Annotated in this window: 13 protein-coding genes; 4 read left to right on the plus strand and 9 right to left on the minus strand. The window is 71.0% G+C overall.

Translation table 11 applies throughout. The features are described 5' to 3' along the window. Positions 1–12: 12 nt before the first annotated feature. The 3 genes from AC5677_RS01375 to AC5677_RS01385 all read right to left on the minus strand — a co-directional run bounded on the left by AC5677_RS01375 (position 13) and on the right by AC5677_RS01385 (position 3,433). Positions 13–792 (minus strand): crotonase/enoyl-CoA hydratase family protein, encoded by a 780-nt coding sequence (locus tag AC5677_RS01375; protein WP_497193126.1) that lies wholly within the window; start codon positions 790–792, stop codon positions 13–15. A gap of 42 nt (positions 793–834) precedes the next feature. After that, on the minus strand, positions 835–2,064 hold the full coding sequence (locus AC5677_RS01380) for a CaiB/BaiF CoA transferase family protein (protein WP_497193127.1): 1,230 nt from the start codon (positions 2,062–2,064) through the stop codon (positions 835–837). A 79-nt stretch (positions 2,065–2,143) separates the two neighbouring features. After that, a complete protein-coding gene (locus tag AC5677_RS01385; protein ID WP_497193128.1) occupies positions 2,144–3,433 on the minus strand; it encodes an acyl-CoA dehydrogenase family protein in 1,290 nt (429 codons plus the stop codon). A gap of 435 nt (positions 3,434–3,868) precedes the next feature. On the opposite strand from AC5677_RS01385, the gene AC5677_RS01390 reads away from it, so the two are divergent. Beyond that, positions 3,869–4,858 carry a 3-hydroxyacyl-CoA dehydrogenase NAD-binding domain-containing protein gene (locus AC5677_RS01390; RefSeq protein ID WP_497193129.1) on the plus strand — a complete coding sequence of 330 codons (990 nt, stop codon included), beginning with the start codon at positions 3,869–3,871 and terminating at the stop codon, positions 4,856–4,858. Then, complete coding sequence (locus AC5677_RS01395) at positions 4,855–5,769, plus strand: 3-hydroxyacyl-CoA dehydrogenase (RefSeq protein ID WP_497193130.1); 915 nt, start codon at positions 4,855–4,857, stop codon at positions 5,767–5,769. Before AC5677_RS01390 ends, AC5677_RS01395 begins: the two co-directional genes overlap by 4 nt. Positions 5,770–5,800: 31 nt before the next feature. Here AC5677_RS01395 and AC5677_RS01400 read toward each other — a convergent pair whose 3' ends face one another. Both AC5677_RS01400 and AC5677_RS01405 read right to left on the minus strand, forming a co-directional pair. Next, the gene (locus AC5677_RS01400; protein WP_497193131.1) at positions 5,801–6,739 is read right to left on the minus strand and encodes an SDR family NAD(P)-dependent oxidoreductase; all 939 of its coding nucleotides are present in this window, start codon (positions 6,737–6,739) and stop codon (positions 5,801–5,803) included. Positions 6,740–6,784: 45 nt separating this feature from the next. Beyond that, on the minus strand, positions 6,785–7,672 hold the full coding sequence (locus AC5677_RS01405; RefSeq protein ID WP_497193132.1) for an SDR family NAD(P)-dependent oxidoreductase: 888 nt from the start codon (positions 7,670–7,672) through the stop codon (positions 6,785–6,787). A 71-nt stretch (positions 7,673–7,743) separates the two neighbouring features. On the opposite strand from AC5677_RS01405, the gene AC5677_RS01410 reads away from it, so the two are divergent. After that, positions 7,744–8,691 (plus strand): LysR family transcriptional regulator, encoded by a 948-nt coding sequence (locus tag AC5677_RS01410; protein WP_497193133.1) that lies wholly within the window; start codon positions 7,744–7,746, stop codon positions 8,689–8,691. Between the two features lie 54 nt (positions 8,692–8,745). Here the strand turns inward: AC5677_RS01410 and AC5677_RS01415 are convergent, their stop codons facing one another. From AC5677_RS01415 to AC5677_RS01430, 4 genes are read right to left on the minus strand one after another with little or no spacing between them, the layout of a single operon-like run. After that, positions 8,746–9,513 (minus strand): tryptophan 2,3-dioxygenase family protein, encoded by a 768-nt coding sequence (locus AC5677_RS01415; RefSeq protein WP_497193134.1) that lies wholly within the window; start codon positions 9,511–9,513, stop codon positions 8,746–8,748. Beyond that, entirely contained in the window at positions 9,510–10,496 is a 987-nt protein-coding gene (locus AC5677_RS01420; RefSeq protein ID WP_497193135.1) for a diiron oxygenase, read from the minus strand. The genes AC5677_RS01415 and AC5677_RS01420 overlap by 4 nt, the downstream gene beginning before the upstream one ends. Beyond that, positions 10,493–11,740, minus strand: coding sequence for an aminotransferase class I/II-fold pyridoxal phosphate-dependent enzyme (locus AC5677_RS01425; protein ID WP_497193136.1), 1,248 nt, complete (start codon positions 11,738–11,740; stop codon positions 10,493–10,495). Before AC5677_RS01425 ends, AC5677_RS01420 begins: the two co-directional genes overlap by 4 nt. Then, positions 11,740–12,579, minus strand: a complete 840-nt coding sequence (locus tag AC5677_RS01430; protein ID WP_497193137.1) for an SDR family NAD(P)-dependent oxidoreductase — start codon at positions 12,577–12,579, stop codon at positions 11,740–11,742. The genes AC5677_RS01425 and AC5677_RS01430 overlap by 1 nt, the downstream gene beginning before the upstream one ends. A 184-nt stretch (positions 12,580–12,763) precedes the next feature. Between AC5677_RS01430 and AC5677_RS01435 the strand changes: the two genes are divergently transcribed. Next, positions 12,764–13,159: a TOBE domain-containing protein gene (locus AC5677_RS01435; protein ID WP_497193138.1), complete on the plus strand. Its 396-nt coding sequence runs from the start codon at positions 12,764–12,766 to the stop codon at positions 13,157–13,159. Positions 13,160–13,169: the final 10 nt, after the last annotated feature.

The following is a 13,169-nucleotide window of genomic DNA, read 5'->3' on the forward strand; positions in this document are numbered from 1 at the left end:
GGGCGGCCGCTGTCAGCGGCCCTGCCAGTGCGGTGAGCGCCTTTCCGCAAAGGCGTGGGCGCCCTCCTGCGCGTCGTGGGACGCCAGAACCGGTGCGACGATCCGGTCCTGGTCGACGAAGGCGTCCTGGTCGCGGAAGGCTCGCCGCTCGTTGACGACTCGTTTCACGGCTGCCACCGCCAGGGGTGCGTTGTGCGCGATGTCGGCGGCCAGTTCCAGCGCCCGCTCGAGGGCCTTTCCCGGTTCCGTGAGGTAGTTGACCAGGCCGAAGCGCTCGGCGCGCGTGGCGGACAAGGAGTCGCCGGTGAGGAGAAGCTCCAGGGCGATGTTGCGCGGGATGCGTTCGGGCAGGCGCACCATGCCCCCTTCAGGCGGCACGATGCCGTAGTGGACCTCGGTCTGTCCGAAGGTGGCGTTCCGCGCGGCCACGATCATGTCGCAGGCGAGCGCCATTTCGGTGCCGCCGCCCAGCGCGTAGCCCTCGACGGCGGCGATGAGCGGGGTCGTGATCTGGGCGCGGGTGATGCCGGCGAAGCCGCGCCCTTCGACGATGGGCTTTTCTCCGGAAGCGAAGGCCTTGAGGTCCATGCCCGCGCTGAAGACGCCGCCGGCACCGGTGAGGATGCCGACCATGAGGTCGTCGCGGGATTCCAGGTGGTCGACGGCGGCCGCCATGGCCCTGGCCGTGGCCGCGTCGATGGCGTTGCGGGCCTTCGGCCGGTCGATCGTGATCACGAAGATGCCGTCGTTCTCCTCGGTCCGTACGGTCGGCGTGTCCGTGGCGCTGGTCATGATGGTGGTTCCCTTCTTTCCCGGCGCTGCTGAGCCGTGCCGTCAGTCGATGGCTTCGGCCTTGCGCAGCTCCTCGATTGCGCTGGCGTCGAACCCGAGGTCGCGGAGCACGGACTCGGTGTGTTCGCCCAGGTCGGGGGCCGGGCCCGGACGGATCTTCGGTTCCTGGTCCAGCCGGACGGGGCTGTCGATGGTCAGGCGCGGCTCGTCGTTGCCGTTGCCGTCGACGTCGTCGATCGGTACGAACACCCGGTTGGCGAGGAGCTGGGGGTCGCGGGCGCACTCTTCGAGCGTCTGCACGACTCCGTACGTGAGGCCCGCGGCGTCGAGCACCTCGCGCCACTCGGCCAGGGAGCGCGTCGCGAACGTCTTGTCCAGCAGGGCGACGATCTCGGCGGCGTGGGCGCGGCGGCTCGGGGTGTCGGCGTAGCGCGGGTTCTCCGCTGCCTCGGGGTGGCCGATGGCCTTGAGGAAGGGCGGGACCTCCTTGTTCTCGTTGGCGAAGCCGAGGACGAGCCAGCGGTCGTCCGCCGTGCGGTACATGTTCACGAGTGCGTTGGGCGGGTCGGACCGGTCGATGGGGCGGAGGGGCTTCGCCCCGACCAGTACGGCTTGCAGCCACATGCTCGCCGCCCAGGCGCCTTCGGCGAGCAGCGAGGCCGTGACGCGTGCGCCCTGGCCGGTCTTCTCCCGCCGGTACAGCGCGGTCATGATCCCGGCGAACAGGGTGATCGCCGTGGAGTGATCGCCCGATCCGAACGCGTTCGTGGCCGGCGGCACGCCCCTCTGGCGCGTGAGGTCCATCAGGCCGCTGCGTGCCCAGTACGCCGTCACGTCGAAGCCGGGCAGATGTGCATCCGGCCCTTCCTCGCCGAAGCCGGTGACATCGGCGTAGATCAGCCGGGGATTGAGGGGGGCCAGAGCGTCGTATTCCAGGCCCAGCTTCTCGCGCGTGTGCGGCGGGAAGTTCGTCACCAGCACATCGGCCCATCGCACCAGACTCTCGAGTACGGGCCTGGCGCCGGGCGACTTGAGGTTGAGCGCGATGCTGCGCTTGTTGCGGTTGTCCAGCTGCCAGGGGTAGTTGACCCCTTCGACCTGGGGGTTGGGAGGGATGCGGCTGAGCGAACGGTATGCGTCGCCCACATGCGGGGGTTCCACCTTGACGACGTCGGCGCCGTAGTCACCGAGGATGGTGGCCGCGGCGGGCCCGGCGATGAAGCTCGCGAGATCGACGACGTGCAGTCCCTCCAGGAGGGGCGGGTTGCTCATGGCTGTTCCTTGTCCTCAGGGGGTCGCGCGCCGCGGCGCCCGGGGTTGACCTGCTGTCACGGGCGCCTACGCACCGGGGTCAGTGGCTGCTCGGCGCCACCGGCACGAAGGCGTTGTAGCCCGTGATGTCGCGGCCGACGATCAGGGCCTGCACGGTGTCGGTGCCCTCGTACGTGTCGATCGCCTCGATGTCGCAGAGGTGCCGGGCGACGTGGTAGTCGAGCAGGATCCCGTTGCCGCCGAGCATGTCGCGGGCGTCGGCGAGGATGGCCCGCGCGCGTTCGGTGTAGTGCATCTTGGCCAGCGCGACCCGGGGCATCGAGTACTCGCCCTCGTCCAGGAGCTGGCTGAGCCGGTACTGCATGCACAGCATGTCGGTGATGTCCGCCAGCATCCGCGAGAGCCGGTACTGGATGAGCTGGAAGGCGGCCAGCGGCATCCCGAACTGCTTGCGCTGCTTGGCGTAGGCCAGGGCCGTCTCGTAGCCCGCGATGGCGGCGCCGATCGACTCCCAGGCGACGCAGAAGCGCGAGGCCAGCAGGACTTTCTCGGTGTCGCGGAAGGTGTGCACGTTCGCCAGCCGGTTCTCGGCGGGCACCCGGACGTCGGTGAGGGAGATCTGCGCGTTCTGGACACAGCGCAGGGCCATCTTCCCCTTGATGACCTGGGCGTCGAACCCGGGTGTGCCCTTTTCGACCACGTAGCCGCCCACATGCCCGTCGTCGCCGCGGGCCCAGACGATCACGTAGTCGGCGAAGGTCGCGTTGCCGATCCACCTCTTGTAGCCGTTGAGGACGTACGAGTCACCGTCGCGGTGCGCGGTCGCCTCCAGCTTGACCACGTCCGTGCCGTGCGCGGGCTCGGTCAGGCCGAAGGCGCCGATCTTCTCCAGGCGCGCCATCGGCGGCAGGAAGCGCTGTTTCTGCTCCTCGGAGGCCAGCAGTGCGATCGACATCATGGCCAGGGCCGAGTGGACGCCGGCGAACGTCGACATGCTCAGATCGCCCCGGGCCAGTTCGAGGATCACCAGGCCGGCCGTCACATTGCTCATTCCCGGGCAGCCGTAACCGGAAATCTGAAAGCCCGCGATGTCCAGCTGCGCCAGCTTGGGAACCAGCTCGAAGGGGAACTCCGCCCGCTCCCAATACGGGTTGATGATCGGGGTGACCTCCTGGTCCATGAACTCGCGGACCTTCGTCCGAAGGGCCCGCTGCTCGTCGGTGAGCAGGCTGTCGAGCAGGTAGTAGTCGGTGTGCTCGGGTCCGCCCAGTACCGGCGGCTCCACCCCGGAGTGTCCGTTGCCGCTCGCGAAAGCGCCGTTCGGCACGGTCTGGCCCCGGCCGACCGCCGTGCCATGTGTCGCGTTCATGTGCCTCTCCTTCCGATCAGGGACCGGTGGCGTCACTGCTCACGACGCTAGGAGGTACCGGAGGCGCAGCCACTGGGCGCGGAACACCACATTTCTGCGCCATTTGGTGCTCCTGCACCAATGCGCTCGGGCGAGCCGGGCGACGAGTTACGGACCGCGTCCGCCCTCGTCCGCGGTGGACGCCGGTCGCAGGTGGGGGGAGGCGGGGACGACCACGCTGCCGGCCCACCGCCTTCGGTGCTGCCGTGCGCCACCGGGAACACCGCCGGCGAGCGCCCTGTACCGCGATACCAAAGAAACGCCCGGTTCCTGGGCGCACAGCCCGATGCGCCGGCATTCCCGCAGGCCGAAGGTTGCCCCATGAGCACCGCACATCCCCGTGCCCGCCGCGGTCCCCCACCGCCCGTCTCACCCGTTCAGGAGCAGTGACCAGCCATGAAAGCGCACAGGCCCGTCCACCGCGTGGCGATCGTCGGCACCGGCACCATCGGTGCGAGCTGGGCGACGCACTATCTCGTCCGCGGCTTCGATGTCACGGCGACCGACCCCGCCCCCACCGCGGAGGCGGCCCTGCGGTCGTACGTGGCGGCCGCATGGGACGCGGCCGCCTCCATCGGGCTCGCGCCCGGAGCCTCGCCCGAGCGGCTGAGCTTCACCGCGGACATGCGCCAGGCCGTCGCCGACGCCGATCTCGTACAGGAGAACGCGCCTGAGCGCCCGGACCTCAAGGTCAAGCTGTTCGCCGATATCGACGACGCCTCGCCGCCGGATGCGATCCTCGCGTCGAGTTCGTCGGGCATCACGATGAGCGTCATCCAGGCCGAGTGCCGGCGCCCGGAACGGACCGTCATCGGGCACCCCTTCAATCCCCCGCACATCGTCCCGCTGGTCGAGGTCGTCGGCGGGACGAGGACCGCTCCGGAGACGATCCAGGACGTCATGTCGTTCTACGCCGCGATCGGCAAGAAACCGATTCACCTCAAGAAGGAGCTTCCCGGGCACGTCGCCAACCGTATCCAGGCCGCGCTGTACCGCGAGGTCGTGTACCTGGTCCAGGAGGGGGTGCTCGACGTGGCGGACTCCGACGACGCGGTGTCCTGGGGGCCGGGGCTCCGATGGGGCGTCATGGGCCCCCATCTGCTGTGGCATCTCGGCGGGGGTGAGGGCGGCATCCAGCACTTCATGGACACCCTCATGCCGCGGATGGTGGCGTCCTGGCAGGATCTGGGCACCCCCGAGTTCACGCCCGAGCTCCAGCAGACGATCGTGGACGGTGTCCTCAAAGAGGCGAACGGCCACTCGGTCGACGAACTGGCCGACCGGCGCGACGCGATGCTCTCCGCCCTGCTGGCCGTGCGCGCCCGGCACGCCCCGTCCGGCCCGCCGAGCGCCGCAACCGGTCCCGAGCCGAGGGAGGGGCCGTGACGCAGCGTCAGGAGAGACTGTTCGTGCTGGAGGCCAGCGGTGGCGGCCGCCTGTTCTCCGTGAACCCCGACGGCTCCGACAAGACGTTCCTCGTCAGCGGGTGCAGGATCCCCGACGGGGTCGCCGTCGATGCGGCGGCCGGGCACATCTACTGGACGAACATGGGTGTGCCGCCGGAGAACGACGGCTCGATCGAGCGCGTGGACCTGGACGGGGGCAACCGGACGACGATCGTCCCGAGCGGCGTCACGCACACGCCGAAGCAGCTCCACTTCGAGGCCGCCGACCGCAAGCTGTACTGGGGTGATCGCGAGGGCCTGCGCGTGATGCGCTGCGACCTCGACGGCTCGCACGTCGAGACCCTCGTGCAGACGGGGCAGGGGGACGACGACCGGCGCGACGAGACCAAGTGGTGCGTGGGAGTCGCCGTCGACCCGGTCGACGGACACCTCTACTGGTCGCAGAAGGGCCCGAGTGACGCGGGACTCGGGAGGCTCCTGCGGGCGGGGATCGACCTGCCCGCCGGGGAGAGCCCGGCCGAACGCGGCGACATCGAGGTGCTGTTCGAGGGTCTGCCGGAGCCGATCGACCTGGAGCTGGACCTCTCGGAGCGCATGCTGTACTGGACCGATCGCGGGGACCCGCCGCGGGGCAACACCGTGAACCGCTCGCCGATGCGCCCGCCGGACGGGCAGCGGACGCCGGAGATCCTCTTGACCCACCTCATGGAAGGCATCGGCATCGCGCTCGATCCGGACGGCGGCCGCATGTACGTGACCGACCTGGGCGGCAGCGTCTACGCGGCCGCCCTCGACGGATCGGACCGGCGGGAGCTCCTGGCCGCACAGGGCAACCTCACCGGCATCGCCCGTGCCGTGCTCCTGACCGGAACGGGGGTCCGGGCGTGCTGACCGCAGCGGTGGGTGGCGCCGTGCCCGGGGTTCAGGGCGTGTCCGCCGCCCCGTCCAGCAGGTCCTTCGACAGGCTCCACAGCCGCCGCGCGTTGTCCGGGTCGACGGCGTAGCGGGCGACGCCGTGCAGGGTGCCGGAGCGGCGGTCGAGGGTCTCGGTCTCGTTGCAGTCGACGAAGTACCGGCCGCCGACGCCGTCGAGCAGCGGCGAGGTGGCCAGCAGCACGGACGTGGCGGCGCCCTGCTCGACCGTCTTGATCAGTTCGGCAGGTACCCGGCCGCTGCCCTGGCCGCCGGTATGCCGTTGGAGGTTGGTGTAGATGGCGCCTGGCATCAGGGCGTTGGCGGTGATGTTGTCGTCGGCCCAGCGGCGGGTGGCCTCCACGGCGAAGAGCACGTTGGCGGTCTTCGACTGGCCGTAGGCGAGCCACGGGTCGTAGCGGCGGAAGGCGAAGTCGACGTCGTCCCACACGATCGGGGACAGCTGGTGCCCCGAGGAACTGACGACGACGATGCGGGCGGCGCCGTCGGCGGCGAGCGCGTCGTGCAGCCCGGTGGCGAGGGCGAAGTGACCCAGGTGGTTGATGGCGAACTGCCACTCCCGGCCCTGCTCGGTGTACTGCTCGGGGCAGGCCATCACGCCCGCGTTGTTGACGAGGATGTGCAGCGGGCCCTGCCAGGCGGCCGTGAAGGCGGTGACGGAGGCCGGGTCGGCGAGGTCCAGGTGCGCGGTGCGCACGTCCTGGGTGCCGGTCGACCCGGTGATCTCCTTCGCGACGCGTTCGCCCGCCGTCATGTCCCGGACGGCGAGGGTGACGGCCGCGCCGGCGGCGGCCAGGGCACGGGCGGTCTCCGCGCCGAGGCCGGAGGAAGCGCCGGTGACGACGGCGCGGCGACCGGTGAGATCGGCGCCCTGCGCGACGTCCGCGGCGGTGCTGGAGAAGCCGAACGGTGTGGTGATCGGGGCCATAAGGGGATTCCTGTCCGTGGGTTGTGGTGGTGCGGGCGGGACGGCTCAGGGGGTGAGCATGCGGTCCTGCTCGGCCGGGGGTGCGCCGCCGTGCCAGTCCAGAGCCGTGCCGAAGCGGACCAGCTCGCCGTACAGGGCGGGGTCGACGTGCTCCGCGCACACCAGGTCGAGCACGCCGCGCGCGGCCTGGGCAGGTGACCGGGCCTGGCTGTGGTCGCTGAACCACGGCCGGGACGTGGCGGTGTCGACCATGCCGGGACAGACGGAGGCGACCAGGGTGCCGGTCGCGAGGTCGCGCTCACGGCGTTCGGCGGCGAGTGCGCGGACGGCGGCAACCTGGGCCACCTTCGAGGGCACGTTCAGCCAGCGCGGCCAGCCCGCCTCCTCGGCGGTGTTGTGGTGAATCGCGGTGCGCCAGGACTCGACGGCGTACTCGACCTGTTCCAGGTCCGCGCCGTCGAACAGGTGACGCAGTTCCGGGGTGAGGTGACCGAGCGTTCCCAGGCTGCTGGCCACGACGATCAGCCGCCCGCCGGGGCGCAGGACCGGTCCGAAGGAGCGCAGGACGGCGTGGGTGGCGGTGTTGGAGACGTCGATGAACTCGTCGGCGCGGTCGGCCTGCGACTCATCGGGCAGCAGTCGGGCGACCGCGTTCGAGATCACGACGTCCACGCCCCCGTACCGCTCCTTCAGCTCGTCCGCGAGGCGGGCGATGGCATCGGTGTCGGTGACGTCCAGGACCCGGCCCTCCACCGTGCTGCGGGTGCCCGGCAGCCGCGCCACCTCCCTGCCCGCCTCGCTGACGCGCCGCTCGTTGCGGCCGGTGAGCAGGACCAGGTCGTCCGGGCCCATGCGGGCCGCGAGACCTTCCACGAGGGCCCGGCCGAGCCCCTGATTGGCGCCCGTGACGAGGGCGATGCGTGAAGCGTTCATGCCTGCCACGCTAGGAACCCGCGCGCCATGCGTCCAACGAAAGTTATGCACGGCTAGTATGCGTAAACGTCATGGACTTCACGGATGTGTCACTGACCGCGCTGCGGGTCTTCCGCGCGGTGGCCGAGCAGGGAACCTTCACCGCGGCCGCCGCGTCGCTCGGCTACACGCAATCGGCGGTGTCGCGCCAGATCGCGGCGATCGAACGGGCCGCGGGCACGGACCTCCTCGAGCGGCGGCGCGACGGCGCCCGACTGACCGCGGCCGGGCGCGTGGTCCTGCGCCGCGCAACGGTGGTGCTCGACGAGATCGACGCGACGGCACGCGAGCTGTCCGGCCTGCCGGGCCAGAGCGGTACCGTCCGCCTGGGCTGGGTACCCACCGCCGGAACCACCCTGGTGCCCCGGGCGCTCGTCGCCCTGCGGCACAGCGACCCGGGCCTGCACGTCGTGAGCCGCGAAGGCGGGACTCCCGCGCTGATCCGCGCCCTGCGCGCCGGCAGCCTCGACCTGGCCCTGCTGTCGTCGGCGCCGCCGTTCCGGGCACCGGACGCCGAGTCGCCCCCGCTCGTCCTCCAGACGCTCACCGAACGCGCCCTGTGCCTCGCGGTGCCCGCCACGCACCCCCTCGCCCGCGGCTCGTACGTCGATGTGGCCGATCTGCGCGGACAGCGCTGGATCTCCGGCGCGCCGGCCGGCGCCGACCGGGTCATGGGCGTGTGGCCCGGACTGGACGAACGCCCCGAGATCGCCCACACCGCCCGCGACTGGCTCGCCAAGCTCCACCTCGTCGCCGCCGGCTGCGGCCTGACGACGGTCCCCTCCTCACTCGCCGCGGCCGCGCCGCCCGGAGTCCGCATCCTGCCGGTCCGCGGCGGCCCCCAGGAACATCGCCGCCTGCTCCTGGCCCGACTCCCCCACCCCCCGACCGAACTCGTCAGCCGCCTCGCAGCCGCCCTGCGCGCCGCGGCCCTCGACGCCGACGAACCCGACGTCGCCTCGCGATCGCGTGACGCGTAGTGCCCTGACGGGCAGGTTCGCCGGGTCGGTGGGCGCGGTGGAGGCGACGTCCGGCTACTGCACGGGCAGGCTGCGGAACTGCCACAGCTCCGGAAAGAACCGGGTGTCGGCCCTCGCCCTGAGGTGGGAGGCGCCGGTGGTGCCCCCGGTGCCCGGCATGCTGCCGATCTGCCGTTGGACCACCAGGACATGACGGGCCCGCCACAGCGACCACGCCTGGTCATGGTCGAGCAGGGCTTCCGCCAGCTCGGCCAGGGCCTGGTGGGTGGGGTCGTGGGTGAACTCGGCGTAGGCGGCGCATCGTTCCTCTGGGGTGTCCACGTCGAAGCCGGACTTCGCGAGGACGGTCAGGAAGCCGTCCCACAGGGTGGGTTCGGTCAGCCGCCGTTCGATCCGGGTGCGCTCGGCGGCGGCAAGCCATGGCATCCGGCCGATGCGCGACGGCTCGTTCAGCCCCGAGAGGATCTCGATCTCGTGGAACTGTGCGGACTGGGCGCCGCTGGCCGTACCCAGACGGCCGCGGAACACCCGGAAGTCCTTCGGCGTCATGGTGTCGAGCAGGTGCATCGTGTCGAAGAGGACGCGCTCGATCGCGTGGCAGCGCCGCAGGCGGATCCGGGGCGCAGCGATCTCGCCCGTCAGCATCAGGTCCCGGGCCTCCGACAGCTCGTTGAGCAGCAGTTTGAACCACAGCTCGTGCACCTGGTGGACCGTGATGAAAAGGTGCTCGTCGTGGGCCGGCTCGCACACGGGGACCTGCAGTGCGAGCAGATCGGGAAGGTGCAGGTAGCGCCCGTACGTCAGGCCGGTGTCGGCCGTCATGATGCCGCCTCCTCCGGGTCGTCGAGTCCGTGGGCGGCGAAGCTCTCGCGTACGCCGGGGAGGTCGAACGCGCCCACCGACGCGCACAGTTTCCGCGTCGAGCGGGAGATGTCGTTGATCCGTCGGCTCCCCGCGTCACCGCCGTAGCAGTCGCGGACCACCAGCTCCGCGGTCCCTGCGTCGAGTCCGGCCAGGCGGAGGGACGAGCGGACCGGCTCCAGGTCCCAGGTCAGGGCGGCGCGGATCATGGCGGGCATCGCCCGCGCCGCCCGGACGCGGTCGCGGGGCTCCAACTGCGCCCACAGTTCCTGGAAGAGCAGGGAGAAGAAGCGGTGGTGGTGGCCTTCGTCGCGGGCGTGGTCGCGCAGGAGGTCGCGTACGGTGCTGACCACGGTGGGGTCGCCGGGCACCTCGTTGAGCACGGCCGTGATCAGGGTTTCGAAGACGACGGCCTGGAGCATGGCCGCCGGCCGGGGCGCGTCCGGCAGCAGGCGGCGGCCCGCCTCCTGAAGCCGGTCGACGAAGCCTCCGTAGTCCCAGGCGGGGACCGCGATACCGGTCACCGCGGCGATCTGGTCGGCCAGGTCGAGGCTGTAGAGGGCGTGGTAACCCTCGTCGCAGTAGACCTTGAACGCGTCCAGGCGCAGCGACGCCGGAAGGTCGAGGCCCGCTCTGTTGTTGGCGACGGGCTCGGCCGCACCATTGACGACCCGGGTCTCCAGGTGGGTGGTGGAGATCAGGAACTGGTAGAGGTGACGGATGGTCAGTTCGCGGACGCGCTCGGGCGGCAGCGCCGTTACGGCTTCGTGCCGTACGTAGGGGACCAGGTCGGCGGGGAAGAAGACCTTTCCCTGCTCGGCCTCCTGATGGAAGAGGCGGCGCACTCCGGTGCGGACTCCGGCCGCCTCGTACCAGCGGTCGAGCGGGCCCGGTCCGCTGCGCGGATATCCCGTCAGCCGGTGTCGGGGACCTTGCGTGATCATGAGTTTCTCCGGGTCCGGGAGGCCAGCAGTTCGCCGAGCCGGGTGAGGGCCTCGTGCACGAGGAGCGGGTCCACTGAGTGGCAGATGCGGAACCACCCGGGTTCGGGTGAGTGGAACGCCTCGCCCGGCAGGATGCTGACCCGCGCGGTGTCGAGGACGGTGCGCCACAGGGCACGTTCGCCGGGGAGGTCCCGGGACGGCAGCCACGCGCTCAGGTCGGCCCATATCGAACAGCCGGCCTGAGCGGGTACGTACGGAATGCCGAACTCGTCCATCAGGGCGGCGGCGGCCCGGTACGAGGCGGCGAGACGGCGGCGGTTCTCGGCGAGGATGCGGTCCACCCAGTCCGGGTCGTCGAGCAGATGGGTGAGGAACGCCTGCGTGTCGGTGGAGGCCGGTGCGAAATAGGCGAGTGCGCGGGCCGCGGCGCGCACCTGCGGGTCCGTGGTGTGCAGGACACCGACCTTGAGGCCGGGCAGCCCGAAGTCCTTGGCGAATCCCCACACCATGTGGGTGCGACCCGTCTGTGCCGGGCTCGCGGCGGGAACGAGCAGGCTGGTGAACGGCTCGGGCCCGAACACCGAGTTGGCATAGATCTCGTCGGCGATGATGTCCACGCCGTGCTCCCCCGCGGTCCGCGCCACCTCGCGCAAGCTCTCGGCCGGGTACACCTGCCCCAGCGGATTGGAGGGCGATGTCACCGCCACGGCCCGTACGGTGATGCCGTCCCGGCGGGCTTCGGTCAGGGCGCGGTCGATGGCCGGGGCCGTCAGCCGGAAGCCGTCGCTCGCCGCCGACGGTGCGGGCAGCAGCCGGGCCCCGGAGCGTCCGGCCAGGTCCGTGTCGAAGGCGCCGTAGTACGGCGTGGGGACGACGATCGCCTCACCCGGATCGCACAGGGCCGAGGCGATGACATCCAGCGCCGCCGTCGCCCCGCTCACCACCACCAGGTCCTCGGCGTCGACGGTGTACCGGCAGACGCGGGAGAGCAGAAACGCGATCCGTTCGCGCAGCGCCGGGGTTCCGTGCAGGTGTGCGTAGCGCGTGTCCGCCTCGACGAGCGGCCGGCGTACGGCGACGCGGTCCGCGAGAAGGTCCCACAGGAGCCGGTTCTCGGCGGTCCCGAGGTTGAGGTATCCGTCGGGGCGCAACTCGGGGTGGTAGGGCCGGGCTTCCGCCCGGAAGTGGGCGTCGGCGATGGCCGGTGAGCCGGCCACCAGACGGGCTGCCTGCCGGGAGACCATCACTCCCCTCCCCACCGGTCGGCGTCCACCGCGTCGGCCGCCCGGCATCTCAGCGGAACGCCCGTGAGCAGGCCCGGGTGCACGCCCAGCCCCATCGACGCGTCGATCACGGCGCCGTTGAGGACTCCGGACTGCTGACCGGCCAGCCACCACACGACGTCACCGATCTCCTCGGGCCTGATCAGACGGCCTCGCGGCAGCCTCGCCTCCAGCTCGGCGCGCTCGTCGGGGGCAAGGGGTGCCAGCGTGCTCGCCTCGAACATGGCCGTCTCCACCGCACCGGGGCAGACGGCGGTGACATCGACCGGGGCGTGGGCGAGTTCGGCGGCGAGATGCCGGGTGAGATAGGCCAGCGCGGCCTTGCTCATCCCGTCCGCGATCCCGAAGCCCGGGAACTCGGCGATGCCACCGCCGACACTGGCGACGTTGACGATCTTCCCGTGCCCTCGGTCCAGCATCGCGGGGAGGAGCTGCTGGCTGAGCCAGAGCGGCCCGACGCTGTTGATCTGCAGGAACGCGGCGTCACGCGCATGGGCGGGGCCGTCCACGTACCAGTCGACCGTCTTCGAGCCGACGGCCGCGTTGTTGACAAGGACGTCGACCGGGCCGGGCAGCTCCGCCAGCAGCCGCTCGTGATCGGTCCACACGCCCTGGCTGAACTTGAAGGCGCGTACGGGATGTGCGCAGGTGCCCTTCAGCTGCGACACCAGGGCCGCCGCGCGCGCCTGACCCGAGTGGTAGGTGAACCAGACATGGTCCCCGCCGTGCGCGAACCGCTCCACACACGAGCGTCCTATCCCGGCCGAGCCCCCGGTTATCAAAACATTGCGCGCCATCATGCGGCCCCTTGTTGCCGTAGCCCTCACCGGGCCGCAACTATCCCGCACTTGCGAGGCTGAAGTCTGTTGTCCTATCACCTGAGCGAGGCGAATGGTTGGTCTGGCTCGCATGTGCGATCCTCTCAATGCGCGAGCCGCTGACGGGTCGTCCGGGGCGGCGCCGGGCCTTGGCTAGAGTGCGAGGGTGCCGTCGTACAGCATTGGGCAGGCAGCTGGGCTGCTGGGCGTGAGTTCGGAGACCGTCCGTCGGTGGGCGGACGGCGGTCGGCTGCGCATGGCCCGGGACGGTTCGGGGAACCGGGCGATCGACGGGGTGGGCCTGGCGGCCTTCGCCAAGGAGCGGGCCGCAGGGATGCATCCGGTACCGGACGCGGTAGCCACCTCCGTGCGGAATTCGTTCTCCGGGATCGTCACTGCCGTGCGCGTCGACGATGTGGCCGCGCAGGTGGAAATCCAGTCAGGTCCGCACCGGCTGGTCTCCATGGTCACCCGGGAGTCCGTCGAGGAACTCGGCATCGCTGTCGGAGTCACCGTCACGGCCAGGGTGAAGTCGACCAACGTCCACATCGACCGCCACTGACCGGCCGTTC

This window comes from Streptomyces sp. JLSY215, assembly GCF_059682825.1.

Bases quoted from the DNA above. Each gene is read 5' to 3' on its own strand.
- AC5677_RS01405 (WP_497193132.1), bottom strand. From the start codon at position 7,672: ATGAACGCTTCACGCATCGCCCTCGTCACGGGCGCCAATCAGGGGCTC.
- AC5677_RS01390 (WP_497193129.1), top strand. From the start codon at position 3,869: ATGAAAGCGCACAGGCCCGTCCACCGCGTGGCGATCGTCGGCACCGGC.
- AC5677_RS01410 (WP_497193133.1), top strand. From the start codon at position 7,744: ATGGACTTCACGGATGTGTCACTGACCGCGCTGCGGGTCTTCCGCGCG.
- AC5677_RS01400 (WP_497193131.1), bottom strand. From the start codon at position 6,739: ATGGCCCCGATCACCACACCGTTCGGCTTCTCCAGCACCGCCGCGGAC.
- AC5677_RS01380 (WP_497193127.1), bottom strand. From the start codon at position 2,064: ATGAGCAACCCGCCCCTCCTGGAGGGACTGCACGTCGTCGATCTCGCG.
- AC5677_RS01420 (WP_497193135.1), bottom strand. From the start codon at position 10,496: ATGATCACGCAAGGTCCCCGACACCGGCTGACGGGATATCCGCGCAGC.
- AC5677_RS01430 (WP_497193137.1), bottom strand. From the start codon at position 12,579: ATGATGGCGCGCAATGTTTTGATAACCGGGGGCTCGGCCGGGATAGGA.
- AC5677_RS01415 (WP_497193134.1), bottom strand. From the start codon at position 9,513: ATGACGGCCGACACCGGCCTGACGTACGGGCGCTACCTGCACCTTCCC.
- AC5677_RS01425 (WP_497193136.1), bottom strand. From the start codon at position 11,740: ATGGTCTCCCGGCAGGCAGCCCGTCTGGTGGCCGGCTCACCGGCCATC.
- AC5677_RS01375 (WP_497193126.1), bottom strand. From the start codon at position 792: ATGACCAGCGCCACGGACACGCCGACCGTACGGACCGAGGAGAACGAC.
- AC5677_RS01385 (WP_497193128.1), bottom strand. From the start codon at position 3,433: ATGAACGCGACACATGGCACGGCGGTCGGCCGGGGCCAGACCGTGCCG.